This window comes from Pseudomonas corrugata (assembly GCF_050920615.1).
Taxonomy (GTDB): Bacteria; Pseudomonadota; Gammaproteobacteria; order Pseudomonadales; family Pseudomonadaceae; genus Aquipseudomonas; species Aquipseudomonas corrugata.
The window spans coordinates 3,925,866-3,951,860 of sequence record NZ_CP130434.1 but is presented as its reverse complement, the minus strand read 5'-3'; the positions used below and the strand labels follow the sequence as shown (position 1 = coordinate 3,951,860).

17 protein-coding genes are annotated in these 25,995 nt (G+C 60.4%); 12 read left to right on the top strand and 5 right to left on the bottom strand.

The annotated features are described in order from the left end of the window. Window position 1 precedes the first annotated feature (1 nt). Window positions 2-1,963 carry a MacB family efflux pump subunit gene (locus QZH45_RS17625; protein ID WP_024779110.1) on the top strand — a complete coding sequence of 654 codons (1,962 nt, stop codon included), beginning with the start codon at window positions 2-4 and terminating at the stop codon, window positions 1,961-1,963. A gap of 292 nt (window positions 1,964-2,255) precedes the next feature. Here QZH45_RS17625 and QZH45_RS17620 read toward each other — a convergent pair whose 3' ends face one another. Beyond that, the gene (locus QZH45_RS17620; protein WP_055135352.1) at window positions 2,256-3,596 is read right to left on the bottom strand and encodes a diaminobutyrate--2-oxoglutarate transaminase family protein; all 1,341 of its coding nucleotides are present in this window, start codon (window positions 3,594-3,596) and stop codon (window positions 2,256-2,258) included. 340 nt (window positions 3,597-3,936) lie between these two features. On the opposite strand from QZH45_RS17620, the gene QZH45_RS17615 reads away from it, so the two are divergent. The 3 genes from QZH45_RS17615 to QZH45_RS17605 are packed head-to-tail and all read left to right on the top strand — an operon-like array spanning window position 3,937 to window position 9,547. Beyond that, window positions 3,937-5,364: an efflux transporter outer membrane subunit gene (locus QZH45_RS17615; protein ID WP_024779112.1), complete on the top strand. Its 1,428-nt coding sequence runs from the start codon at window positions 3,937-3,939 to the stop codon at window positions 5,362-5,364. A gap of 8 nt (window positions 5,365-5,372) precedes the next feature. Next, window positions 5,373-6,467, top strand: a complete 1,095-nt coding sequence (locus QZH45_RS17610) for an efflux RND transporter periplasmic adaptor subunit (RefSeq protein WP_152980090.1) — start codon at window positions 5,373-5,375, stop codon at window positions 6,465-6,467. Continuing rightward, window positions 6,464-9,547: an efflux RND transporter permease subunit gene (locus QZH45_RS17605; RefSeq protein WP_055135353.1), complete on the top strand. Its 3,084-nt coding sequence runs from the start codon at window positions 6,464-6,466 to the stop codon at window positions 9,545-9,547. Before QZH45_RS17610 ends, QZH45_RS17605 begins: the two co-directional genes overlap by 4 nt. A 57-nt stretch (window positions 9,548-9,604) precedes the next feature. Here QZH45_RS17605 and QZH45_RS17600 read toward each other — a convergent pair whose 3' ends face one another. After that, the gene (locus QZH45_RS17600) at window positions 9,605-10,471 is read right to left on the bottom strand and encodes a helix-turn-helix domain-containing protein (RefSeq protein WP_024779115.1); all 867 of its coding nucleotides are present in this window, start codon (window positions 10,469-10,471) and stop codon (window positions 9,605-9,607) included. A 32-nt stretch (window positions 10,472-10,503) separates the two neighbouring features. Continuing rightward, entirely contained in the window at window positions 10,504-11,277 is a 774-nt protein-coding gene (locus tag QZH45_RS17595; protein ID WP_055135354.1) for an acyl-homoserine-lactone synthase, read from the bottom strand. Window positions 11,278-11,865: 588 nt separating this feature from the next. On the opposite strand from QZH45_RS17595, the gene QZH45_RS17590 reads away from it, so the two are divergent. Beyond that, on the top strand, window positions 11,866-12,465 hold the full coding sequence (locus tag QZH45_RS17590) for a LysE family translocator (protein ID WP_053191168.1): 600 nt from the start codon (window positions 11,866-11,868) through the stop codon (window positions 12,463-12,465). Window positions 12,466-12,551: 86 nt separating this feature from the next. Here the strand turns inward: QZH45_RS17590 and QZH45_RS17585 are convergent, their stop codons facing one another. Both QZH45_RS17585 and QZH45_RS17580 read right to left on the bottom strand, forming a co-directional pair. Continuing rightward, entirely contained in the window at window positions 12,552-13,280 is a 729-nt protein-coding gene (locus QZH45_RS17585; protein ID WP_024779118.1) for a LuxR family transcriptional regulator, read from the bottom strand. 353 nt (window positions 13,281-13,633) lie between these two features. Continuing rightward, window positions 13,634-16,291 carry an excinuclease ABC subunit UvrA gene (locus QZH45_RS17580; RefSeq protein WP_055135355.1) on the bottom strand — a complete coding sequence of 886 codons (2,658 nt, stop codon included), beginning with the start codon at window positions 16,289-16,291 and terminating at the stop codon, window positions 13,634-13,636. 186 nt (window positions 16,292-16,477) lie between these two features. Between QZH45_RS17580 and QZH45_RS17575 the strand changes: the two genes are divergently transcribed. The 7 genes from QZH45_RS17575 to QZH45_RS17545 all read left to right on the top strand — a co-directional run bounded on the left by QZH45_RS17575 (window position 16,478) and on the right by QZH45_RS17545 (window position 25,919). Beyond that, entirely contained in the window at window positions 16,478-17,956 is a 1,479-nt protein-coding gene (locus QZH45_RS17575; RefSeq protein WP_055135356.1) for a hypothetical protein, read from the top strand. A gap of 170 nt (window positions 17,957-18,126) precedes the next feature. Then, window positions 18,127-20,301 carry a transcriptional regulator NosR gene (gene nosR, locus QZH45_RS17570; RefSeq protein WP_033034593.1) on the top strand — a complete coding sequence of 725 codons (2,175 nt, stop codon included), beginning with the start codon at window positions 18,127-18,129 and terminating at the stop codon, window positions 20,299-20,301. Window positions 20,302-20,353: 52 nt separating this feature from the next. Further along, the gene (nosZ, locus tag QZH45_RS17565; RefSeq protein ID WP_055135357.1) at window positions 20,354-22,273 is read left to right on the top strand and encodes a TAT-dependent nitrous-oxide reductase; all 1,920 of its coding nucleotides are present in this window, start codon (window positions 20,354-20,356) and stop codon (window positions 22,271-22,273) included. Window positions 22,274-22,299: 26 nt separating this feature from the next. Next, window positions 22,300-23,619, top strand: a complete 1,320-nt coding sequence (locus QZH45_RS17560) for a nitrous oxide reductase family maturation protein NosD (RefSeq protein ID WP_055135358.1) — start codon at window positions 22,300-22,302, stop codon at window positions 23,617-23,619. After that, window positions 23,616-24,533 (top strand): ABC transporter ATP-binding protein, encoded by a 918-nt coding sequence (locus tag QZH45_RS17555; protein WP_055135359.1) that lies wholly within the window; start codon window positions 23,616-23,618, stop codon window positions 24,531-24,533. Before QZH45_RS17560 ends, QZH45_RS17555 begins: the two co-directional genes overlap by 4 nt. Next, a complete protein-coding gene (locus tag QZH45_RS17550) occupies window positions 24,530-25,360 on the top strand; it encodes an ABC transporter permease (RefSeq protein ID WP_053191182.1) in 831 nt (276 codons plus the stop codon). Before QZH45_RS17555 ends, QZH45_RS17550 begins: the two co-directional genes overlap by 4 nt. 31 nt (window positions 25,361-25,391) lie before the next feature. Next, window positions 25,392-25,919 carry a nitrous oxide reductase accessory protein NosL gene (locus QZH45_RS17545; protein WP_053191183.1) on the top strand — a complete coding sequence of 176 codons (528 nt, stop codon included), beginning with the start codon at window positions 25,392-25,394 and terminating at the stop codon, window positions 25,917-25,919. Window positions 25,920-25,995 lie beyond the last annotated feature (76 nt).

Here is a 25,995-nt window from a genome sequence, read left to right as displayed (position 1 = left end):
CATGACGCGACCACTGTTGGAACTCGAAGGGATCACCCGTAGTTTTCAAGCGGGCGAAAAGGCGTTCATCGCGCTCAAGGACATCAACCTGACGATCAATGCCGGGGAAATCGTGGCGATCACGGGAGCGTCCGGCTCCGGCAAATCCACCCTGATGAATGTGCTCGGTTGCCTCGATCATCCGAGTTCCGGCAGCTACAAAGTGGATGGGCGCGAAACCGGCTCGATGGACGACCATGAGTTGGCGGAGCTGCGTCGCGATCACTTTGGTTTCATTTTTCAGCGCTATCACCTGTTGCCCCACTTGAGTGCCTTGCACAACGTCGAGATGCCGGCTATCTATGCCGGCGCCGCCGAGTCGCAACGGCACAACCGTGCCGGGGAGTTGCTGGGCCGCCTGGGGCTGACCGGGCACCTGGCCAATCGACCCAGCCAGCTCTCCGGCGGGCAGCAACAGCGGGTGAGTATTGCCCGGGCCTTGATGAACGGAGGCGAGATCATCCTCGCCGACGAACCCACCGGTGCGCTGGACACCGCCAGCGGCAAAGAGGTGATGAAGATCCTGCTGGAGCTCAACGCGGCGGGGCACACGGTGATCATCGTGACCCACGATGAGAAAGTCGCGGCCTACGCCCAACGCATCATCGAGATCCGCGACGGCGAGATTGTCAGCGACAGGGCCAATCCACGGCGATCAATGGAAGATCAGCCGCCACAGGGCACTCCACCGGCCAAGGTCAAGCCGTCGAACCGACTGCTCGCCAGTTTCGGGCTGTTCAGCGAAGCGTTCAACATGGCCTGGGTCGCGCTGATCTCGCACCGGATGCGAACGCTGCTGACGATGCTGGGCATCATCATCGGCATCACTTCGGTGGTATCGATCGTCGCCATCGGTGAAGGGGTCAAGCAATATGTCTTGAAAGACATCGAAGCGATCGGCAGCAATACCATCGAGATCATGCCCGGGGCCGACTGGGGCGACAGCCGCTCGACGGCAATCGAAACGTTGGTGCTCTCCGACGTCACGGCCCTGAGCGACCTGTACTACATCGACAGTGCCACCCCGAACCTGGGGCGCAACCTGCTGTTGCGTTACCAGAACATCGACGTCAATGCGACCGTCAATGGTGTGAGCGAGAGTTACTTCCAGGTTCGCGGTATCAAGATCGGCTCGGGCGTAGCGTTCAACAAGGACGACTCCCGGCGGCAGTCGCAAGTGGTGGTGATCGACCATAACACCAGCCAGCGACTGTTCGGTTCGCACACGGACCCGCTGGGCAAGGTGATTCTTGTCGACAACCTGCCTTGCACTGTCATCGGCGTGACCGAGGACCGCAAGAGCGTGTTCAATACCAGCAAGAACCTGAACATCTGGATGCCCTATGAAACGGCGGCGGGACGCTTGCTGGGCCAGCGTTTCCTGGACAGCATCACAGTGCGGATAAAGGACGGGCAACCGAGCAAACTGGTGGAGGACAACGTGGTCAAGCTGCTGACGCAGCGTCATGGCATCAAGGACTTCTTCACCTACAACCTCGACAGCGTGATGCAGACGGTGCAGAAGACCAGTCAGTCACTGGCACTGCTGCTCTCGCTCATCGCGGTCATCTCACTGGTAGTCGGGGGGATCGGCGTGATGAATATCATGCTGGTTTCGGTGACCGAACGAACCCGTGAAATCGGCATCCGCATGGCAGTGGGCGCGCGTCAGTCCGATATACGCCAGCAGTTTCTCGTGGAGGCGGTGATGGTCTGCCTGCTGGGGGGCACGATTGGCATCGGATTGTCGTTCAGCATCGGCTATGTCTTTTCGATCTTCGTCAAGGAATGGCAAATGGTGTTCTCGATGGGATCGATCATCACCGCGGTCGTCTGTTCGACACTCATAGGCATCGTGTTCGGTTTCGTACCTGCACGCAATGCGGCACGGCTTGATCCGATCAATGCCTTGGCGCGTGATTGAGGTATTCGGGGCCAGCATCACTGTCCTCTGTGGGAGCGAGCCTGCTCGCGATAGCGGTGGTGCATCCAACTTCGATGCTGACTGACCCGACGCCATCGCGAGCAGGCTCGCTCCCACAGAGGGGAATGGGGTGTTGCGGATATTACGGTCGGCACAGATCAAGTGTGGGAGCGAGCCTGCTCGCGATAGCGGTGGGTCAGCGTGCACTGATGTTGGATATGCCGACGCCTTCACGAGCAAGCCCGCTCCCACAAAGGGGGGCGGGTGCTAGCGTGCTGCAAAGGGTGGTTTTTCAGACTGTTTCGCGTGCCGCATGGGGGCATGTTTCGACGATTTTTCCGAGTGACTGTTCAAACCGGTCAAGGACCATGTCGACTTCACCCTCGGTGATGGTCAGGGGCGGCAGGAACCTGAGTACCGCGCCGTGGCGTCCGCCGGTCTCCATCATCAGGCCATTGTCGAAGCACTTGAGCTTGATGGCGTGCGCCAGGGCGCCGTCGGCCTGGCCAGCGCGTTGGGTGGTGGTCGGTTGGGTGATTTCCACCCCGATCATCAAGCCGCGTCCGCGGATATCGCCGATGAAAGAAAACCGCTGCGCGATATCCTGCAGGCCGTTTTCCAGTCGTTCGCCCATCCGGGCGGCGTTGGCAACCAGGTTGTCTTTCCTGATCTGACGCATGGTCGCAGCCCCGGCGACCATCGCCACCTGGTTGCCGCGGAAAGTCCCTGCATGCATCCCCGGCCCCCAGGTGTCCAGGTGTTCGGCATAGACAACGACCGCCAGGGGATAGCCGCCGCCGATGGCTTTTGACAGCACCAGGATGTCCGGCACGATACCCGCGTGTTCGATGGCAAAGGTACTGCCGGTGCGACCCAGGCCGGTCTGGACTTCGTCGACGATCAACAGGATCTCCTGCTCCAGGGTGATTTCCCGCAGTGCCCGCAGCCAGTTGGCCGAGGCCGGGATGCAACCGCCTTCGCCTTGCACCACCTCGACGATCACCGCCGCCGGTTTGGCAACGCCTCCCTCAGGGTCCGACAGCACGGTACGGATATAGTCGATGGACAACTGATCGGTGTGTTCGCCATCGGTGCCGAAGGGGCAACGGAAGCGATAGGGGAACGGCAGGAAGTGCGTGCCCTGGGCGATAAGACCGTCACCGGTCTTCGGCGATAGCTTACCCATCGCCGACAGCGCCCCGGCGGTCATTCCGTGATAGCCACCGTGAAAAGCCATCAGCGGCGAGCGCCGGGTGTAGTGGCGCGCCAGCTTGATGGCGGCCTCGACCGCATCCGAGCCGCTGGGCCCGCAGAACAGGACCTTGCTGGTCTCGCGCATGTTCGCCGGCAGCGTGGAGAACAGCTCCTGGACGAAGGCATGCTTGGCCGGTGTCGCCAGGTCGAGGGCCTGCTGCAGATGATCGCCAGCGAGAAACGTCATCACCGCATCCCGGACTTCCGGCGGATTGTGTCCCAGGGCCAGGGTCCCGGCGTTAGACAGGCAATCGAGAAACTCCTGGCCGCTGGCGTCCTTGATCCGCATCCCCTTGCCGCTGACAAATAGCCGCTGGAAAGTCTGCGCATAGGTTCGCGCATTCGACTCGACATTTTCGAGATAACTGAGTGCTTCCATGTTCGATCATCCGTTGGCTATGGAAAGGGAGGGGCGCAGGACACCCGTAGGTTCTGCGCAAGACCCTGTGGGAGCGAGCCTGCTCGCGATAGCGGTAGGGCAGTCGCATCGAGGGTGCATGTACCGCCGCTATCGCGAGCAGGCTCGCTCCCACAGGGGGTGGTATTCGCAAGTCCGGGCCATTTCAGCAGGCCTCCGCACTTATCGCGAACTTTCTTGCCGGCACCTGTCCCCGTTTCCCACGCCAGACACAAAACCGGCTCCGAGGTTAAATAACCGAATCAAATCTGCCGCGTCTCCGAACGGTTCGTTCACCTTTGCCAGGCCTCCAAAAAAACCTATGCATGTCTTCAAGCCCCGGGCAAACCTACTGCTGGCGACACTGTGTGCGGTCCTGAGCGGTTGCGTGTTGGGGCCGGACTATCGGGTACCGGCCGTCCCGGTAGCGGCCAAGTGGCAGGCTCCCTTGCCCCATGGTGCGTCGGTGGCCGCCTTGGCCGACTGGTGGCAGCAGTTCGACGACCCGGCGTTGGCCGAGCTGCTGCGCCTGGCCGAAGCCGACAGTCCGTCGATGGATCAGGCGTGGGCCAATATCGCATTGGCACGGGCAACTGCAGACAGCGATGCAGCCGATGCCATGCCCAGGATCGACGGCCAGTTATCCAAGGGGCGTGGCGGCCAACAGACGGGGAGCCAGCGCCTGGGCGGCTCAGGTTCTTCCGCTGCGCTGGACGCGGCGTGGGAGATCGACCTGTTCGGCAAGCTGCGTCGCAATAACGAAGCGGCCCGTTCACGGGTCGAGGCGCGAGTGGATGACTGGCATGACGCGCGAGTTTCCCTGGCGGCACAGGTGGGCGACTACTACGTGCAGTACCGTGGCTGCCAGAAACTGGTGCTGGCTTACCGGGATCAGGCCCAATCGCAGCAGGACACGGCGCGTATCACGCGCCAGTCGTTCGGTGCCGGCTTCACATCGTCCGCCGACGCCGCCCTGGCCGATGCCAGCGCCGCCAGCAGCGCGGCAGCTCTGGTCCAGCAGCAAAGTGAATGCGAGGTCCTGCTCAAGAGTCTGGTGGCGTTGACCGGGGGCGACGAAGAGCGATTGATCGGCGTGCTCGGCAAGACCCCGGCGCAACTGCCGGAGCCTGCCGGACTCAACGTGCAGCAGATTCCTGCCGACATGCTGCGCCAGCGCCCGGATGTAGCCTCCAGCGAACGGGAGCTGGCGGCGGCGAATGCCGAGATCGGCGTGGCCCAGGCCGACCGGCTGCCGAGTCTGAGCCTGTCCGGCACATTTTCGGTAGGCAATACGGTAGGGCAGCACAATCGCTCTTGGTCACTGGGCCCGGTGTTGTCGGTCCCGCTGTTTGACGGCGGCAAACGTCGCGCGGCGGTGGACGGTGCCAAGGCTTCCTACGATGCGGCCCTCGCGGTTTATCGCCAGACGCTGCGCACCAGTGTCATGGAGGTCGAACAGGCCTTGGTGCGCCTTGATGCGGCACGGCGACGGGAGTCCGATGTCGAGCGTTCCACCGCTGGCTTTCGTGAGTCGTTCGAGGCCATCGACCGCAATTGGCAGGCTGGCAGCGTCAGTCTGCTGGACCGGGAAACCGCCCGCCGCCAGGCGCTGACGGCGGAAATCGAATTGATCACCTTGCAACAGGATCAGGTTCGCTACTGGATCGCCCTGTACAAGGCATTGGGCGGCGGATGGCAAACCGGCCAGCCGCTGGCTCGGCACCCGACATCGAATGGAGAGGGCGTGTGAGGCCGACGTTGCGAAAAATCCTGCTGACCATCGCGGTGGTCGCGGTCGTGGCGATCCTGATGACGTTTCGTCGTGGCGCTGAGCCGGTCGCGGCTGCTTCCAGTATCAGCAGCCTGAGCGTGGAGGTTGTCCAGGCCCGGCCCCAGCTCTGGCCGCAACTGTTGTTCGCCAACGGTGCACTTGCACCCTGGCAGGAAGCGGTCATCAATGCCGAAACCAGCGGCCTGCGCATTGCCAGCCTGGAAGTCGACGTGGGCAGTCGGGTAAAGAAGGGGCAACTGCTGGCGACGCTGGCCTCTGACACGGTGCTCGCCGAGGAAAGCAAGCAAAAGGCTCTGGTCGCCCAAGCGGTGGCCAACCTGGAACAGGCCCGTTCCAACGACCGTCGTGCCCGGGTCGTCGGCCAGGGCGGCGCCTTGTCGGAGCAGCAGCGCGAAGACTATCGCATCAAGGTGGCGTTGGCCGAGGCTGACCTGGCCGGAGCCCGGGCGGAATTGCAGAGCACCCGGATCAGGCTTCGGCAGACCCGAATCGTGGCAGTGGATGACGGCATCATCTCCGCGCGCACCGCGCTGCTCGGCAAAGTGCTGTCCGCCGGCGACGAGCTGTTTCGCCTGGTGCGCGACGGTCGCATCGAATGGCAGGCCGAGCTGGACGCCCGCCAGCTGGCCCAGGTCCAGGTCGGCCAGGTTGCCCGACTGACGTTGCCTGGCGGGCAGAGCCTGGAAGGGCGGGTGCGGCTGGTGTCGCCCACATTGAATACCAAGACCAGCCGGGCCCTGGTGTATATCTCCCTGCCTACCGGCAGCCCCGCCCAGGCCGGCATGTATGCCAGTGGCCAGATCGAACTGGCGCCCCGCGAAGCGCTCACGGTACCGGACACGGCGGTGATCCTGCGTGATGGCCGCTCTTATGTGTTTACCCTCAACGACGACATGCACGTGGTCCAGCGACCGGTGGTGGTGGGCCGGCGGATGCATGAGGCGGTGGAGATCCTCAGCGGCCTGAATGATCAGGGGGCCCGTATCGTGCGCGCCGGTGGCGCCTTCCTCAATGACGGTGCGAGTGTGACCCTCGTACAATCCCAGGTCGCCCAGCCATGAATATTTCGGCGTTGTCGATTCGTTATCCAGTCCCGGCGGTGATGCTGTTCATTCTGCTCACGCTCTTCGGCCTGCTGGGTTTCGGCAAGCTTGCCATCCAGGATTTCCCGGACATGGACCTGCCGGTGGTGGTGATCAGCGCGTCACTGGAGGGTGCCGCTCCCGAACAGCTGGAAACCGAGGTGGCGCGCAAGATCGAGGACAAGCTCACGTCCCTGCGCTTGCTCAAGCATGTGACGACGGTGATCACCGACGGCGCCGTCAGCATCAGTGTCAGTTTCGACATCGACAAGGACGGCAACGAGGCGCTTAACGAAGTGCGCAATGCGGTCGACAGCGCCATGCCGCAACTGCCGGCCAGCCTGGATACGCCCTCGGTGTCGCGGTTGACCACCAGTGCATCGCCGCTGCTGACCTATGTCATCGCTTCTGATGCCCTGGATGAGGAAGCACTGTCGTGGTTTGTCGATAACGAGCTGAGCAAACAGTTGCTGTCGGTGCCCGGCGTGGCGCTGATCTCACGTATCGGCGGGGTTGATCGGGAGGTCCAGGTCAATCTCGATCCGGCCTTGATGGCCGGGTTGGGCATCCGTGTCGCGGATGTCGCTGCGCAACTGCGGGCAATGCAGAAAGACAATTCCGGCGGTCAGGGCAATCTGGGTAGCGGCCAGCAGGCCGTGCGCACCCTGGGAGCCATCGATGATCCGGCTGTCCTCGGCACCATCGATATTCCCAGTGGCGATGGGCGCCTGCTGGCATTGAACCAACTGGCGGACATTCGCGACACCCACGCCGAGCGCAGCAGCCGGGCTTTTCGCGATGGCAAGCCGGTGATCGGCTTCCAGATCACCCGGTCACTGGGGTTCTCCGATATCGGTGTGGCCAACGACGTGCGCAAGCGCATGACCGAGTTTGTGCAGCAGCATCCCAATGTGCGTATCGACGAGGCCAGCGATACGGTCAAGGCCGTGCTTGCCAATTACCACGACTCGATGAACCTGCTGTACGAAGGCATGCTGCTGGCGGTGCTGGTGGTCTGGTGGTTCCTGCGGGACTGGCGCGCCACGCTGATCGTCGCCACGGCGCTGCCGTTGTCGATCATCCCCACCTTTGGCGTGATGTACCTGGCCGGGTTCACGCTCAACGCCGTTTCCCTGCTGGCTCTGGCGTTGGTCATCGGTGTGTTGGTGGACGATGCCATCGTCGAAATCGAGAACATTGCCCGGCACTTGCGCATGGGCAAGACGCCGCTTCAGGCGGCTACCGAAGCAGCGGATGAGATCGGCCTGGCGGTGCTCGCCACGACGGCCACCCTGGTCGCGGTCTTTCTGCCCACGGCGTTCATGGGCGGCGTGGCTGGAAAACTGTTTCGCCAGTTCGGCGTGACTGCTTCGGTGGCGTTGCTGTTTTCGTTGCTGGTGGCCCGGGTACTGACCCCGATGATGGCGGCCTATTTCCTCAAGGCCAAGACCGATACCGCACACGACGGCCCGTTGATGACTCGCTACCTGGGCTGGATCCATGCCAGCCTGTCCCGCCGCAAAACCACGATGGTCCTGGCCAGCCTGTTTTTCATCGGAGCCCTCGCACTGGTGCCTTTGTTGCCCACGAGTTTCCTGCCGGCCCAGGACGTCGGTCGCAGCCGGATAACCCTGGAATTGCCTCCCGGCACGACGCTGGAGCAGACCACCGGGATGGCATTGCAGGCCAGCGAAAGGCTGAGCGAGATGCCCCAGGTCAAGCATGTGTTCATTTCGGTGGGGACGGCCAGTAGCTCGGGGGCCGGGCCGGCCGATATAACCGGCGCCGGCGATGCCATCCTGACCGTGGATCTGGTGGATCGGAACCAGCGCGACCTCAAACAGGTGCAAGTCGAAGCCCGAATGCGCGAGGCACTGCGTACACTGCCCGGGGTGCGTATCAATGTCGGGGGCGACGGGAGCGGCGAGAAACTCAATATCGTCCTGGCCAGCGACGACGGTGACCTGTTGGAGCGCACGGCAAGTGCGCTGGAACCGCAACTGCGCGAGCTGCACGGGATCGGCAACGTCACCTCCAGCAGCGCCCTGCAACGCCCGGAAATCCAGATGCGGCCGGACTTCGCCCGCGCGGCGGAGCTGGGGATCACCAGCCAGGAGATCGCCGATACGTTGCGCATGGCGACCTACGGCGAATACTCCTCCCAGCTGGGGAAAATCAATTTGTCGCAGCGCCAGGTCGATGTGCGGGTGCGGATGGATTCACTGCTGCGCGATGATCTGCAGAGCATCAACCAGCTACGGGTGACCGGCCGCGATGGTCAGGTCACCTTGTCCTCGTTGGGAGACATCAGCATGGGCAGCGGGCCGGCGCAGATCAGTCGGCTCGATCGCTTGCGCAATATCACCCTGTCCATTGAACTCAACGGACGCAACCTGGGTGAAGTCATGGCCGAGGCCAGCCAGCTACCGGCAATGCGCAATCTTCCACCTGAGGTAAAAAGGGTGGAGCAAGGCGAGTTGCAGCTGATGACTGAATTGTTCGGCAGCTTCAGCCTGGCCATGGCCATCGGTGTGTTCTGTATCTACTCGGTCCTGGTGTTGCTGTTCCGCGATTTCCTGCAGCCGGCCACGATTCTTTCGGCGCTCCCGCTTTCCTTGGGCGGAGCGCTGGTGGCGTTGTTGGTGTGCAATTTCAGCTTTTCCCTGCCATCGGTCATCGGTTTGCTGATGTTGATGGGCATCGTGACCAAGAACTCCATCCTGTTGGTGGAGTACGCCATCATGGCTCGCCGCGATTATGGCCTGGGTCGATATGACGCGTTGGTGGATGCCTGTCACAAGCGTGCCCGCCCCATTCTGATGACCACCATCGCAATGGGTGCAGGCATGTTGCCCACTGCCCTGGGCATGGGTGAAGACCCCAGCTTCAGGCAGCCGATGGCCGTGGTGGTCATGGGAGGCTTGCTGACTTCAACCCTGCTGAGTCTGTTGGTGGTGCCGGTGATTTTTACGTATGTCGACGATGTATTGGAGTGGCTGAAGCTGCGCACGCGCAGATCGACCGGGGAAAGAATGGAGGGTCAGAATACCCGGGCATGAATCATCCCCCAACACCCGCTCGATTGAGATGACCGAGCAAAGGTTGGGGGGAACGTTCTATACGGCTTGGCGAATTGCGGAAATACCATTCCACTCGATGGCCGATGGTGTGGCATCCATCGAGTGCATCCAGCGGATGAGCGAGCGGCGTCCACCAATGCCCATTTTTATGGCAGCACGCTTCAGATAACTTTCGACGGTGTTGACTTTCAGGTTGAGTTGCTCGGCCAGTTCCGGGGCCGTGCGTCCGGCCAGCAAGCCTACACACACTTCGGTTTCACGGGAGGACAAGCTCAACCCGGATAAAGCCAGCCGGTCGGCAAATCTCTGGCGCAATGCCTCCATCCCGCCGTTTTCCGAGCCTTCCAACGGCAGGCAAGCGTCCTGTCGGCTGACCTCCGCTGGCACCATGGCGGCAACATGCTCTTCGACCATGGGTAAAAGAAGGCAGGAAAAATCTTTCAGCAGGGCATGTTCCTGTGCCGTGAATCCGCTGGAAAAAGGTGAGCGGTATACGGAAAGGACATAACGAATGCCGTTTTTACGTGTGGCCAGGTGCAATTGAGTGGTGGTGTTGTGACTGGAGGGGCTTTCCGATTGTTCGCGATTGAGCAGGCAGCGGGAAAAATTGGGGACCTTTTGTGGGGTCGAATCCTCGAAAAAAATATCCTCGGCGAGGAAAAAAGGCTTTGCGGTATGCGCATCCATGACAGCGTCGATGCAGGCGCTGTCCATACCAACACCACCGATGCTGGAAGTGCTGGGTTCAGAGAGTTGGCTCGATCCTATTCTTTGCTCGGTAATATGCGTTGCATCGACAGGTATTTCGGTAAGTATCAGGTCGTGCAACAAACGAGGAAAGTTGCGGCTTCCAGTACTGGCAATCACTTTGCCAACATGTGGGAATAGTCGTTGTAGGTTCATCCTTTCTCCAATTTCATGCCAGAGTCTTGGTGTTATAGATGCAACTCAGTGTGCATCTGTTTTCTTGCTGGAATATTTCGGTCGATGTGTGTTTGGTCGATATCAAAGGGTTGATGGGATATGTCTGACGAACGGTTGGTCATAAAGAATTGTTCGTAGGCGGTGATGGTCTGGACGGCATTCTTGTTGAACACTTCGTTGTAAGTGTCAGGCGTGCATGGGAGTGTGCCGTAGATGATGGTTTCTCCCTTTGAACCCAGCGCGGTGTTGTGTCTGTCGACTGTCCACCCGGATCGTTTGAGGATTTTCTCCATCATGGTGTCAACGACGATTTCATAGGTGTCTATATTTTGCAGTTGGGCAAACTTTATCATTGACAGGAAAAGTGCCGCCGTGCGAGCGTCTATGTTGGCCTGGGTGACTTCTCCGGCTAAGGTCTTATCTGCCGAAAGTGCAAATCTGGTAGCTTCCCAACAAGTGTGTGAGTGAGGCCTGATGTTGTCGGCGGGAAGGATGAAACTTAAAGCGCCGCTCATGAGGGTTGGTTTGTTGGAGGCGCGTAAACGCACACAACCGGAGACCCGCCCTTGGGTCTGAGCATAAATGTAAACTGCATCAGGATCGTCATATTCATCCCGTTCGTAATCGCTGCCTTGATAACTTGCAATGTCCCATTTCTTTCTATCGATGAAGGCTGTTTTCCGAATTGCAAGTATCTGTTGCAACGTTTGGGTTGGGATTTTCGAGTAGGATGCAATGCAGGTAGATACGCCGAAGAAGTGATGAATACAGGAGGAGTAGTTCATGAATGACGTTTCTTGGTTGTGGATGAGGCTACTGTTAACTTTGCACTAAATCATTTCAACTGTCCTAAAGTACAGGGTGGGGTTTAGTAGAGTGTATAGTCTAATTAGTTGCCCGATCAGTGCGCTGAATCGTATTCGTGGAGAGTGCGCCAGGAGGGTGTTTTAGTATCGTCTGGAGTCCAAAAAAGTACCGACTTGAAGTCGGCGGTAGATGGCGCTTACAGGTAAAAGTATGGCGGTTTCTGATAGTCGACGACTGCGTGTTTTTTGACGGCCGGCTTAAGCGGCGATAACGTGCTGATAATGGGTGGGTCGAAAAATTGACACCTGGGTCGAGGTAAGTAACCTGGCTGTAATAAAGGTGTGGAAGTTTTTTTGAAAAGCAGGGTGAGCCCAGGCGTGGAAGTTTAAACGACTGTATGAGCCGGGGGCGAAAAGCACCGAGAGTGTCGTCGTGGCTTTAGTGTAACTGCTCTAACTGTGGAAGAGTTGGTCTGATGTCATACAACTAGAAAGTTGATGTTGTACGAGCAGACCAGTCCGAACCTGAAAAGATGAGCCATCGTGGCTCCTGGCATGGATGACCTTATGTCTTATATTGCGCTTTCACTGATGACTGTGCTGCTGGTTCCGGGACCGACAAACTCACTGCTGCTGCAAACCGGAATAAAGAGAGGGCTGAATGCTCGCTCCATGAGGTATGTCGTGGCAGAGTGGCTGGCTTATGTCATTCAGATGACGATGTGGGGAGTATCCATTGATCTTCTGATGACTGAACATTCCTGGGTAGTCATTGTGACCAAGTTTTTTGCCGTGTGCTTTTTATTTTATATTTCCCTGAAGCTATGGTTCTCGGTAAAAGACCATCTCCCTGGTAACTCGGCGGGTATCAGTGTGCCTGACCTGTTTGTGGCGACGCTGACCAATCCGAAAGGATTGTTCTTCGTTTCCTTTGTTGCGCCACCCGGAACGTTTTTATCGCTGAGCAACTACCTGCCATTCATGATGCTGTTCACAGCTGTAATATTTCCGGTCGGGCTGGCCTGGATCGCCATCGGGGCATTCTGTGGACGTAAACTCCACACTATTGTTTCCGGCCGGTTTTTGAGTCGGGCCATTTCGTTGGTGATTGGCTTATTCGCATGCGGCATGCTTTTCAACATCGCCTCGCAGGTTGTATTCGCCTGAACGCGGGCATTTGCGGTAACGTCGGGCATGGCGTCGGGTCCCCATAGGACCGTCGCCTGCAATCGCGAGTAGATGAAGGGAAGGGGTCAAACGAAGTTTAGCTGTACTGCCTTGATCATTGCTTGCTTGACATTGGTGCAGTCCATCTTTTCGGTCATCTGCTTGGCGTGAAACTTTACCGTTCGTTCGGTAATATTCATGATCAAGCCTATCTCCTTATAGTTTTTTCCCAACGCGAGCCAGCGCAGGAATTCTATTTCTCTGGGGGATAGTTTCAAGTTGCTTTCAATGGTGGTTTCCATGGGGCGATATTGATTGGCGATGACGCTGAGGGTTTTGATGATGAACAGATTCGAGCGGACGATGATGGGAAAGTCGGGGTCATTCTCTTCTGAAGACAGGTGAAGGGAACCGAATGCTCGACCGGGCTCATGGATAGGGACGGTGTAACCCTGTTTGATGCCATAGGAGGCTGACTGGTCGAATATCTCGGGATTGTTGTCGATTTCCGCCGGTATTTCATTCCAGAAAAAAGGAGTCGCGGTGATGGCGGTGTTGGCCATGACCGGGTCTGATTTGTAGAGTGAGTTCTTGCGGTAGGTGTCCACCCATTCGGATGGGTAGTTGCTGTAGATGGAAATCTTCGAGTTGTTGAACGGTGTGGGCTCAAGATGGACGTAGGCGAATTTTTCGATTCCCAGTCTGGAGAATATCCAGCCGAGTATCTCGGTGTACTCCTCTTCGCTCACGCCTGAGATATTGTTTTCCACCTCTTGGATCAAATTGAACAGATGGCTTGAAATGGGCTTGAGCATAATGAGCGAGCTCGACAATTTGAATGTAAGACTTTGACTTGGTCAGGCGCTATACCTTTAGAGTCGCCAAATGGAAGTGAGCTGGCTTTGGAGGGTGTTCGGCGCTATGAAGGCGCTCGGGGCGAGAAGGATCTCCGCGCTCATCAGAGGGATTGCCAAGGGGTGATCATGCTGTTCCGGCACCCCGGGATGTTGCTGTTTTGAACCGCGGATTAATGTCATTGTGCCTCCTGGCAGATACGGCCTCACAACATGAGCTGCGAGACCGCTAGTTAAACTACACGTACTGAAACGATTAACTGGAAGGCAGTATAGACAACTTTTCCGATCCGGCCAGTGACATTGAGAAAGCTTTACCATTGGGGCTGAAACGCGCTTTTCAGGAACCCTGCAGTTCGACTCTGCGCACAGTCGGCCACGTGGCCTGGCGTTCCGCAAACCACCACTTTTCCCCCCTGGGAGCCCGCTCCCGGGCCGATATCGATGACCCAGTCGCTCTGCGCCGCTACCCGCATATCGTGCTCCACCACAACTACCGTGTGACCGTCATCCACCAGGCGATTCAATTGCACGAGCAGTCGATCCACATCCTGGGGGTGCAAGCCATTGGTCGGTTCATCCAGTACGTACAACGTGGCTCCTCTGGCTTTACGCTGCAGTTCCGTTGCCAGCTTGATGCGTTGTGCCTCACCGCCGGATAGCTCCGTGGCGGGTTGACCCAGGCGCAGATAGCCGAGGCCGATATCCTGCAGCACCTGTAGCGCGCGCCTTGGCGCGGCTTGCCCGGCAAATGCTTCGAGTGCCTGGTTGACAGTCAATTGCAACACCTGCGCGATGTTCAATCCCTGCCAGTTCACGGTCAGCGTCTGCGGGTTGTAGCGAGCGCCGTGGCAGGTCGGGCAGGGGGCATACACGCTGGGCATGAACAACAACTCGACACTGACGAAGCCTTCGCCTTCACAGGTTTCGCAGCGGCCCTTGGCGACGTTGAAAGAGAACCTCCCGGCATCGAATCCCAGTTCACGGGCCTGTTCCGTGGCGGCAAACAACTTGCGCACGTGGTCGAACAATCCGGTGTAGGTGGCGAGGTTGGAGCGCGGCGTGCGACCGATGGGTTTCTGGTCCACCCGGACCAGGCGCTTGATGGCGTCGAGCCCGGCGGTGACACGTCCGCCGCTGGTTTGCTCGGGTTCGTCTTCCAGGCTTGTCTCATCCGGTTCGATGTCGTGGCTGGCCAGGCCCAGGTGGGTGCCCACCAGGTCCAGCAGGGCTTGGCTGACCAGGCTGGATTTACCGGAGCCGGAGATGCCGGTCACGGCTGTGAAGCAACCGAGGGGAAAGGCCGCGCTCAGGTTGTCGAGATTGTTGCGGGTGATGCCTTCCAGGCGCAGCCAGCCGGTTGGCGTTCGCGGACTGCGCGGGGCAAGGGTCTGTTCGGCAAAGAGATAAGTGCGCGTTCGCGATTCCGGCACCTGGGCCAGACCGCCAGGCGGGCCGCTGTAGAGAATCTGGCCACCCTGTTCACCGGCCTCCGGGCCTACGTCGATCAGCCAGTCGGCGCGGCGCATGGTGTCCAGGTCGTGCTCGACCACGAACACCGAATTGCCTGCGGCCTTGAGGCGTTGCAGGGCGTCGAACAGGGCTTCGCTGTCGGCAGGGTGCAGGCCGGCGGAGGGCTCGTCCAGCACATAGATCACCCCGAACAGCTGGGAGTTGAGCTGGGTTGCCAGGCGCAAGCGTTGCAACTCGCCAGAGGACAGCGTCGGCGTGCTGCGCTCCAGGGCCAGGTAACCCAAGCCGAGGTCGATCAGGGTGACGATCCGGTCCAGCAACTCGGCGGCAATGCGCTGCGCGGCCAAGCGCTTTTCCAGGGACAGGTTGGGCGTATGGCGCGCATCCGGCCCGCCCGCGTGGGGATTGTCGCCCCTGGCGGCACGTTGCTCGCGGGCCTCTCTGGTTTGCCGGTGGGTGAGGACTTCGGTCGATTCTTCGGGTTGCTTCAGATAATCCGCAGCTGTGACGTCCTTGAGCACATCGGCCAGTTCCAGCAAGGTAAGGTGCGACAGCTCGGCGATGTCCAGACCGGCAAACGTCACGGTCAGCGCCTGGCGCTTGAGGCGTTTGCCTGCGCATTCGGGGCAGGCGCTGGCGCGCATGTATTGCGCCACGCGTTTGCGCATCTGCGCGCTTTGCGAATGCATGAAGGTATGCAGCAGGTAGCGCCGGGCGCCACTGAAGGTGCCCTGGTAACTGGGTTCGAGTTTGCGCTTGAGGGCGGCGCGGGTCTGGGCCGGCGTGAGCCCGGCGTACACAGGGACGGTGGGGGTTTCGTCGGTGAAGAGGATCCAGTCGCGCTGCTGTTTCGGCAGGTCGCGCCACGGGATATCAACGTCATAGCCCAGCGTCACCAGGATATCCCGCAGGTTCTGGCCCTGCCAGGCCATCGGCCAGGCCGCGACGGCGCGCTCGCGGATGGTCAGCGAAGGGTCCGGCACCATGGAGTCCTCGGTCACTTCGTAGACCCGCCCCAGGCCATGGCACTGCGGACACGCGCCTTGTGGCGTATTGGGCGAGAAGTCCTCGGCATAGAGCATCGGCTGGTCCGCCGGGTAGCTGCCGGCGCGGGAGTACAGCATGCGGATCAGACTCGACAAGGTGGTGACGCTGCCCACCGAGGATCGCGCGCTGGGCGTACCGCGTTGCTGCTGCAAAGCCACCGCCGGCGGCAGCCCTTCGATGCTGCCCACGTCCGGCACGCCGACCTGATCGATCAGGCGCCGCGCATACGGCGCGACCGATTCGAAGTAGCGACGCTGGGCCTCGGCGTAGAGTGTCGAGAAGGCCAGCGACGATTTTCCAGACCCCGACACACCGGTAAACACCACCAGGGCATCGCGCGGAATGTCGACGTCAACGTTCTTGAGGTTGTGTTCGCGGGCACCACGCACCCGGACGAAACCACTGTTCTCGAGTCGCGGGGCAGAGTTAGCCAGGCTGGTGCGTGGGGGCATCAGGTGTTCAATCCCTTGTGGTTCAGTGCGCACCCTGACTTTGAGGGTGTGCTCGAAAGAATGCCACTTGATTCACAGCAATAAAAATCATGCGACCTGATTCAGCCGTTTTGGTGCAATAAAAATTTACTAGCGCTGAAAGAAATGAGAAAAGCTTCTCAGTTTTCCCATGGATATGGATCTTTCATGCCTCGATCAAAGCTTCTCTCTACGCTGTTTGTCGCGCTGATAGTCGGCGCCGGTCTGTGGTACATGTGGATGATTGCCCGTGCCAAGCTGGAGTGGGGCGGTGCCAGTCCCGATCAACAGCAGATAGGTACCGTGCAGGACACCCGGCAACGGGCAGCAACCCAGTATTGCACGGGAGTGGTCGTGACTCCGCAAGGGACTTGGCTGGTGGCACGCATGGAAGGGGAGGCCGGGCAACTCGAAGGCTCTGCCGATAGCGTAAACCTGGATACAGTGGCCTACGGCAAGCGGGATGAAGACCTGGAGCCGGAAGATTCCGGTGCCTTCGCCAGCCTTCTTTCCGGCGGAGGGAAGGAGACGTCATTCATCTCGCGACTTGATGCCCAGGGGCGGTTCCAGCTCGTGGCCCATGTCAGCGCCGCGGCCTGCCTGGTCGCCAGTCCGGACGGGGCCAGCGTGTTCCTGCTCACCGGGCTCGACCGGCCGGAAACCGCTGCCCCCGATGGCGTGGGCCAGACGGTGGTTTTTCGCAGTGATGATCAGGGCAAACGCTGGACCTGGCTGGTCAACTGCTGGTTTCCCGGGGCCGATCAACTGGCCTGGAATCTTGAGCCCTATTTCCATGGCGCCGATGAAGTCTGGGCCTGGGGCAAGCCGAGCGGCATCGACAACGAGAGCGGCGAAGATACCCCCGGGGCTATTTCCACCGGAGTTTTCTATTCTGCAGACCGGGGTATGAGCAGCACGCCGATCGTCGCGGCGGAGTCGTTGCTGGTGAGCGCCGAGTACGTGCAGGTCAAGCGCCCCGACGTTACGCAATGGCGCACTGGCGACGGCACTTATGGCGAGACGCGCACCCATGTCATCCAAATGGATGCGCAGCGGGCGTACATCTGGGTGTCCCAACGTTTCTGGGGAAGCGATCCCGACGGTGAAGGCGACAATATTGCGTTCAACGTCACGACCCGGGCCCAGTTGCTACGCAAGGCGGGACGCTGGCAAGTCGTGGATGTGCAGCGTGACGACAACCTGTTCATCGATGCGCTGGCGCACAACAGCTCGGGGCGGGTGGTGGGTCTTATCGACCAGGGCGACCATGGGCAGGATGCAGTCGCCGAACTGGATACCAGTGCACTGACCTGGCGTCCCTTGGGTGATCTTCCCAGCGTATTCGGACCGCTGGCATCGGATACCCGGCTGCGAGAGGGGCATTTCCATCTGGGGCAGAACAGTCTGCTGATCAACACCAGCAGCGAACACCGGCCACCGCGTTGGCTCTACTGGTGGTCCGACGCGAGCATTTCCGCGGATGGGGTGTTTTATTCCAAGGATTGGGGACGTTCCTGGCAACGCCTCGCCATCGACGGTTATCTGGGTATCCTTGGTTTCCAACCGACCGAGGATCGCGTGATCTGGGCCAAAGGCAATTGGTATGACAGTAGAGATGAGGGCATTTATTCCTATGGTTTGCGTTGAGGCCTGAACACCGCACTTGTGGCGAAGGAGCAGGTTCTTTCGCCATGGGTTTGTGGATGTTTTCCAGCTCAGGTCTGTCCCAGCGGGCCAAGTTGATTTCAATCAAGGGCCGAGGATAGGACAGGCCCTTACCATCGTCGCCAAGATCCTGCCTTCGAGCCTTGGCGTCCATGACCCCCCTTTTTGTCAGGCTGTACCCTCGCCGCGTCTGGCTCCCTGGAACATTCCTCCTGCTTTTCCTCTGCATGACCATGGGTATCGCCCAGGCCAGGGATTACGGTGATATCCAGCAGCAGCGCATCCACCATGTACTGGATCGGACCGACTCGATTTCCGAGCCTGAAGGTCCTTTCAAGGTGCGTACGCTGTCCGCTGCGAACAAGGTCCTGGGCTACGTGTTCCAGAGCCTGGATGTGGTGGACATCCCGGCTTACTCGGGCAAGCCGATCAACGTCCAGGTGATCCTCGATCCTGCGGGTGTGATTCTCGATGCCTATGTACTGGAGCACCATGAGCCGATCCTGCTGATCGGAATTGCCGAGGCAAAACTCCACGCTTTCAGTGCGCGTTACAGCGGCGTCAAGGTCAATCAGCGTGTAGTGGTAGGGCGTTCCAACGATCCGAATGCGGTAACGGTTGACGCGATTGCCGGCGCCACCGTGACGGCAATGGTGGTCAACGAGATCATCATGCGCGCTGCCCATGATGTCGCGGTTTCCCTGGGCCTGGTCAAAGGTGACGCCGGTTTGGCCGTGGCGCCGGCCCGCGTCCGTGACAACCTCTACGAGCCGGCAGACTGGAGCACCCTGGCCGGCAATGGCGCAGTGCGCCGGCTGCATCTGACCCGTGCCCAGGTAGACGCTTCCTTCAAGGGGACCGAGGCCGAGCAGGTCGAGGCCGCCGGTGTCGGACAGGCTGACGATACCTTCATCGATCTGTACGTCACTCACCTGAACCCGCCTACCATCGGCCGCAACCTGCTGGGCGATGCGCAGTACCGCACGCTGATGGCCGAGCTCAAGCCTGGCGAGCAGGCCATCGCCGTGATGGGCAGCGGACGCTACTCCTTCAAGGGCTCGGGCTATGTGCGCGGCGGTATTTTCGATCGGGTGTCGTTGCGCCAGTTCGGCGACACCATCAGCTTCCGCGACCTGGACTTCCAGCGCCTGGATGACGTGGCCGCCGCCGACATGCCGGCGTTTGATGAAATGGCGATTTTCATCGTCCGCGCTTCACACCGCTTCGACCCCGGTTCGCCCTGGAGCCTGGAACTGCTGGTACGCCGTCAAACCGGTCCGGTCAGCGGCATCTTCAGCAGCTTCGAACTGCCTTATCAGTTGCCCGAACCCTACCTTGAGCGTCCGCTGCCTACGGCCGAGCAACTGGCGGCGGCCGAAGAAGCCAGTCGGCCCCTGTGGCTGACACTCTGGTATCAGAAAGGCTTCGAAATCGTTGTACTGGGACTGGCCCTTCTAGTGCTCACCACCATCCTGTTCTTCCAGGACGCACTGGCCCGTCGGCCGACGCTGTTGCATTGGGTCCGCCGCGGTTACCTGGTGTTTACGGTGGTGTTTCTCGGAGGCTTCGCCCTGGCCCAGCTGTCGGTGGTCAATGTGCTCACCTTCGTCCACTCCTTGTTCGAAGGCTTTCGCTGGGAGCTGTTCCTCACTGATCCGCTGATTTTCATTCTCTGGGTGTTCACCGCCGCCAGTATCCTGCTCTGGGGCCGCGGGGTGTTCTGCGGCTGGCTGTGCCCGTTCGGTGCCCTGCAGGAACTGATCAACGAATTGGCGCGCAAGCTCAAGGTGCCTCAATACGAGCTGCCCTTCGCCGTCCACGAACGGCTGTGGGCGATCAAGTACATCATCTTGCTGGTGCTGTTCGGCGTCTCGCTGGAGTCGATGGCCACCGCCGAACGCCTGGCCGAAGTCGAACCGTTCAAGACCGCCATCACCCTGCGGTTCGATCGCCAATGGTGGTTCGTGGCGTATGCGGCAGGCTTGCTGTTGATCAACCTGTTCACCCGCAAAGTGTACTGCCGCTACGTCTGCCCGCTGGGCGCCGCCCTGGCTATGCCGACCCGATTGCGGCTGTTCGACTGGCTCAAACGTCGCAAGGAGTGCGGCAACCCCTGTCAGCTCTGTGCCAACGAATGCGAGATCCAGGCGATTCATCCCGATGGCCGGATCAATGCCAACGAATGTCATTACTGCCTCGACTGCCAGATGACCTGGCACAACGAAAACAAATGCCCGCCGCTGATCAACAAGCGCAGGAAGCGTGGCAAGTCGACCGTGACCGATCCGCAACTGATTCCCGTGGTGCAGGTGACGCCGGCGCCCTGAGCACCCGACTGGCCTGTCCCTTGACCGTTTCACTCTTGATGGAGCACACAGCATGAGCGACAAAACAAAACACCCGTCAGACGTGGTGGAGGAGCCGCGGGGCGTGAGTCGGCGCAGTTTTCTCGGCACAGGAGCGGTCACCGGCGCGGTGCTGGCCGGTGCCTCGGCGCTGGGCGCCGGGACCTTCACCCGTGAGTCATGGGCCGCGGCGGCCAAGGAAGCCAAGTCCAAGATTCACGTCGCCCCTGGCGAGCTGGACGAATACTATGGATTCTGGAGTGGCGGTCACCAGGGCGAGGTACGGGTGCTGGGGGTGCCGTCCATGCGCGAGTTGATGCGCATCCCGGTTTTCAACGTCGACTCGGCTACCGGTTGGGGCCTGACCAACGAAAGCAAACGCATCCTGGGCGACAGCGCCAAGTATCGAAACGGTGACTGCCATCACCCGCATATTTCCATGACCGACGGGAAGTACGACGGCAAATACCTGTTCATCAATGACAAGGCCAACTCCCGGATCGCGCGCATTCGCCTGGACATCATGAAGTGCGACAAGATCCTGACCGTGCCCAATGTGCAGGCCATCCACGGTCTGCGCCTGCAAAAAGTCCCCCACACGAAGTACGTGTTCGCCAACGCCGAGTTCGTGATCCCGCATCCCAACGATGGGCATACGTTCGACCTTCAAGACAAGAACAGCTTCACGATGTTTAACGCCGTCGACGCCGAGAAAATGGAGATGGCGTTCCAGGTCATCGTTGACGGCAACCTGGACAACTCCGACGCCGACTACACCGGCAAATATGCCGCCAGCACCTTCTACAACTCCGAGAAGGCCTACGACCTGGGCGGCATGATGCGTAACGAGCGCGACTGGGTAGTGGTGTTCAACATCCCGCGCATCGAGGCGGCGATCAAGGCCGGCAAGTTCATCACCCTGGACGGCTCCAAGGTGCCCGTGGTGGACGGTCGTAAAACCGATGGCAAGGATTCCGAATTCACGCGCTATATCCCGGTGCCGAAGAACCCTCACGGGCTCAACACCTCACCCGACGGCAAATATTTCATCGCCAACGGCAAACTGTCGCCCACGGTGTCGATGATCGCCATCGACCGCCTGGATGACCTGTTCAACGACCGCTACAAAGACCCACGGGAAGTGATCGTGGCGGAGCCGGAGCTGGGCCTGGGACCGTTGCACACCACCTTCGACGGACGTGGTAACGCGTATACCACGCTGTTCATCGACAGCCAGGTGGTGAAGTGGAACATGGACGAGGCCATCCGCGCCTACAAGGGCGAGAAGGTCAATTACATCAAGCAGAAGCTTGACGTGCAGTACCAACCCGGCCACAACCACGCGTCCCTGACCGAAACCAGCGAGGCGGACGGCAAGTGGCTGGTGGTGCTGTGCAAGTTTTCCAAGGACCGCTTCCTGCCCACTGGGCCATTGCACCCGGAGAACGACCAGTTGATCGACATTTCCGGCGATGAAATGAAGCTGGTCCACGACGGCCCGGCGTTCGCCGAACCCCACGACTGCATCCTCGCCCGGCGCGACCAGATCAAGACCCAGAAAATCTGGAACCGCAACGATCCGTTCTTTGCCGACACGGTCGCGCTGGCCAAGAAGGACGGTATCAACCTGGAAACCGACAACAAGGTCATCCGCGACGGCAACCAGGTGCGGGTGTACATGACGTCGATGGCGCCGGCCTATGGCCTGACGGAGTTCACCGTCAAGCAAGGCAACGAGGTTACCGTGACGATCACCAACATCGACCAGATTGAGGACGTCACCCACGGTTTCGTCATGACCAACCACGGCGTGGGCATGGAGATCAGCCCGCAGCAGACCTCATCCATCACCTTTACCGCCGACAAGGCGGGCCTGCATTGGTACTACTGCAGTTGGTTCTGCCACGCCCTGCACATGGAAATGGTCGGGCGCATGCTGGTTGAAAAGGCCTGAGTCGGCTGATCGAGAGGAACAGCTCAATGGCCGGAAGACAGCAGCCACCCAAGGGCCTCGCTTGCCAACCGGCCATCGCGCTGGCGCTCTGCCTGTTATCGGGTGGCGCGTTCGCCGCGCCGCAACCGGTCACCGATCTGCCCTTGCAGGCTGAGGGCGACCGGCAATGGCACCTGCCGGCGGGCCAGTACCAGGGATCGTTCAGCGTCGATCAACCCATGACCCTCACCTGTGCGCCGGACGCTGTGTTCAAGGGCCTGGGTGAGGGGAATGCGCTGATCATCCGTGCGCCGGATGTACAGATTCGCGGGTGCACGTTCGTGAACTGGGGCCACGACCTGACGGCGATGGATGCCGCCGTGTTCATCCAGCCTGTTGCCCAACGAACGGTGATTCAGGGAAACCGCATGCAGGGCCAGGGCTTCGGCATCTGGGTCGACGGCACGCGGGACGTCAGCCTGATCGACAACCGCATCCAGGGCGATTCGAGCCTGCGCTCCCAGGACCGGGGCAACGGCATCCATTTGTATGCAGTTCACGGTGCCCGGGTCATCGGCAACAAGGTGCGCGATACCCGCGACGGGATCTACATCGATACCTCCAATGGCAACCTGCTCCAGGGCAACGTCCTGGAGGACCTGCGCTACGGCGTGCATTACATGTTCGCCAACGATAACCGCCTGCTGGACAACGTTACCCGTCGCACCCGTACCGGCTATGCCTTGATGCAAAGCCGTCAACTGACCGTCATCGGCAACCGCTCTGAACAGGACCAGAACTACGGGATCCTGATGAACTACATCACTTATTCGACCCTGCGCGACAACGTCGTCACCGACGTGCGCGACGGGTCCACTGGCGACACCATGATCGCCGGGGCCGAAGGCAAGGCCCTGTTTATCTATAACTCCCTGTTCAACCGCATCGAAGGCAATCATTTCGAGCGCAGCGCCGTGGGCATCCACCTGACCGCCGGTTCGGAGGACAACCGCATCGCCAACAATGCCTTCGTGCACAACCAGCGCCAGGTCAAGTACGTCGCCACCCGCTTGCAGGAATGGTCGGCGGACGGACGCGGCAATTACTGGAGCGATTACCTGGGTTGGGACCGCAACGGCGACGGCCTGGGGGACGTGGCCTACGAGCCGAATGACAACGTCGACCGCCTGCTGTGGCTGTACCCCCAGGTACGGTTGCTGATGAACAGCCCGGGGGTCGAACTGCTGCGTTGGGTACAGCGGGCATTCCCGGTGACGAAATCCCCCGGGGTGATGGACAGCCATCCGTTGATGGAGGCACCGATCCTCGTCCCGCAACCCAACAGAACCGAGGAGGACGCGCCTTGAACGTCGTCGAGATCGAAGACGTCAGCCAGCACTATGGTGAGGTTGCCGTGTTGCGCGGGCTGAATCTGAACCTGGCCCAGGGCGAAGTGCTCGGCCTGTTCGGGCACAACGGTGCCGGCAAGACCACCACCATGAAGTTGATCCTCGGTCTGCTGCGAGCCAGCGAAGGGCGGGTGCGGGTGTTCGGTCGCGAGCCCAGTGACCCCGATGTGCGACGCCTGCTCGGCTATCTGCCGGAAAATGTCATGTTCTATCCGCAGCTGAGCGGGCTGGAAACCTTGCGCCATTTCGCCCGGCTCAAGGGCGCCGCGCCGGAACAGGTGGAGCGTCTGCTGGAAGAAGTGGGCCTGACGGAGGCGGCACGGCGAAGGGTGCGGACCTATTCCAAGGGCATGCGCCAGCGGCTGGGCCTGGCCCAGGCCTTGCTCGGCCAACCGCGCCTGTTGCTGCTGGACGAACCCACCGTGGGCCTGGACCCTATCGCTACCCAGGATCTCTATCAGTTGCTCGATCGTCTGCGCTGGCAGGGCACCAGCATCATTCTCTGCTCCCATGTCTTGCCGGGCGTCGAGGCGCACATCAACCGTGCGGCGATCCTGACCCGGGGACGTCTCCTGGCCCTGGGCAGCCTGGCGCGGCTGCGCAAGGACGCGGGTCTGCCGACCGTGATTCGTGCGTCGGGCCTGGCACGGGCCAGCCAGCTGCAACAGCACTGGCGCAGCGAGGGGCATGTCACCCAAGGGTGGGGAGCCGAGGGATTGCAGGTGTCCGCGCCGGACGGCAGCAAGCTGGCCTTGCTGCGTCAGTTGCTGGCGCAACACAACCCGACGGATGTCGAAGTCAAGCCGCCATCCCTGGAGGATCTGTACCGTCACTTCATGAACCGCGCGGCAGCCGAGGAGGCCAGTCAATGAACCCGATCTGGAGCATGGCGCGCAAGGAGTTCAGCGATGGCCTGCGCAACCGTTGGTTGTTGGCGATCAGCCTGCTGTTCGCGGTCCTGGCCATCGGTATCGCCTGGCTGGGGGCGGCGGCGTCCGGTCAAGTGGGTTTTACCTCGGTACCGGCAACAGTGGCGAGCCTGTCCAGCCTGGCGACGTTCCTGATGCCGCTGATTGCGTTGCTGTTGGCGTATGACGCGATCGTCGGCGAGGACGAAAGCGGGACCTTGCTGTTGTTGCTGACTTACCCGTTGGGACGCGGCCAACTGCTGTTGGGCAAGTTCGTGGGGCATGGTTTGATCCTGACGCTGGCGACGTTGATTGGCTTCGGCTGCGCGATGCTCGCCATCGCCCTGCTGGTGGACGATGTGGAGCTGAGCCTGCTGCTCTGGGCGTTTGGCCGCTTCATGTTGTCCAGCACGCTGCTGGGCTGGGTTTTCCTGGGGCTGGCCTATGTGTTGAGTTGCCTTTCCGCGGAAAAGTCCACTGCGGCCGGCCTGGCGCTGGGGGTGTGGTTTTTCTTCGTGCTGGTATTCGACTTGGTGTTGCTGGCGCTCCTGGTGTTGAGCGAAGGGCGCTTCAGCCCGGACTTGCTGCCGTGGCTGCTGCTGTTCAATCCGACTGATGTGTATCGGCTGATCAATCTGTCCGGGTTCGACTCCGCCCCCAGCGGTGCCGCCGTGCTGACGCTCGGAAGCGACTTGCCGGTCTCGGGGCCATTGCTTTGGCTGTGCCTGGGGGCATGGATGGTCGTGCCGTTATGGCTGGCCTATCGGTTGTTCAATCGCCGTTGCCCATGAATTTCTGATCTGGATAAGGGAGTAAGCAACAATGAACAGGGCGTATATCAAGGCAGGTCGCCTTTTTGCCGGGGTGCTGGTGTGTCTGGCGCTGGTGGCTTGTGACAAGGCCGGGGCGCCGCCGGCCACAGAAGCGGCGCTGGCTTTTCACCCCGGTGACGAATGCCATGTGTGTGGCATGGTCATCAACGACTTTCCCGGACCCAAGGGCGCGGCGGTCAGCGCCGCTGGGGTCAAGAAATTCTGTTCTCCGGCGGAAATGCTGGGTTGGTGGCTGCAGCCGGAAAACCATCGGGCCGACGTAAAGCTGCTCGTCCATGACATGGGCCGCAGCCATTGGAACACGCCAGACGATGCGCACCTGATCGATGCCCGGACTGCTTATTTCGTCATCGGCACGGGGCTCAAGGGCGCAATGGGCGTCGTATTGGCCTCGTTTTCCGATGCCCAGGCGGCACAGAGACTCGCCACCGAGACCGGCGGCCGGGTACTTCGCCTGGAGGAGATCGACCAGACGCTGCTGGGGCAGGCTGCGGCGATGTCACCGATGAGCCACTGACCCGTGGCGAGGGGATTTATCCCCTCGCCACAATAAGCACACTGTCAGTACCTGAGTGACTCGCTACCGAATCGCC

Coding starts and splice junctions, on each gene's coding strand:
- QZH45_RS17625 (WP_024779110.1), top strand. CDS start 2: ATGACGCGACCACTGTTGGAACTCGAAGGGATCACCCGTAGTTTTCAA.
- QZH45_RS17620 (WP_055135352.1), bottom strand. CDS start 3,596: ATGGAAGCACTCAGTTATCTCGAAAATGTCGAGTCGAATGCGCGAACC.
- QZH45_RS17615 (WP_024779112.1), top strand. CDS start 3,937: ATGCATGTCTTCAAGCCCCGGGCAAACCTACTGCTGGCGACACTGTGT.
- QZH45_RS17605 (WP_055135353.1), top strand. CDS start 6,464: ATGAATATTTCGGCGTTGTCGATTCGTTATCCAGTCCCGGCGGTGATG.
- QZH45_RS17600 (WP_024779115.1), bottom strand. CDS start 10,471: ATGAACCTACAACGACTATTCCCACATGTTGGCAAAGTGATTGCCAGT.
- QZH45_RS17595 (WP_055135354.1), bottom strand. CDS start 11,277: ATGAACTACTCCTCCTGTATTCATCACTTCTTCGGCGTATCTACCTGC.
- QZH45_RS17590 (WP_053191168.1), top strand. CDS start 11,866: ATGTCTTATATTGCGCTTTCACTGATGACTGTGCTGCTGGTTCCGGGA.
- QZH45_RS17585 (WP_024779118.1), bottom strand. CDS start 13,280: ATGCTCAAGCCCATTTCAAGCCATCTGTTCAATTTGATCCAAGAGGTG.
- QZH45_RS17580 (WP_055135355.1), bottom strand. CDS start 16,291: ATGCCCCCACGCACCAGCCTGGCTAACTCTGCCCCGCGACTCGAGAAC.
- QZH45_RS17575 (WP_055135356.1), top strand. CDS start 16,478: ATGCCTCGATCAAAGCTTCTCTCTACGCTGTTTGTCGCGCTGATAGTC.
- nosR (WP_033034593.1), top strand. CDS start 18,127: ATGACCCCCCTTTTTGTCAGGCTGTACCCTCGCCGCGTCTGGCTCCCT.
- nosZ (WP_055135357.1), top strand. CDS start 20,354: ATGAGCGACAAAACAAAACACCCGTCAGACGTGGTGGAGGAGCCGCGG.
- QZH45_RS17560 (WP_055135358.1), top strand. CDS start 22,300: ATGGCCGGAAGACAGCAGCCACCCAAGGGCCTCGCTTGCCAACCGGCC.
- QZH45_RS17550 (WP_053191182.1), top strand. CDS start 24,530: ATGAACCCGATCTGGAGCATGGCGCGCAAGGAGTTCAGCGATGGCCTG.
- QZH45_RS17545 (WP_053191183.1), top strand. CDS start 25,392: ATGAACAGGGCGTATATCAAGGCAGGTCGCCTTTTTGCCGGGGTGCTG.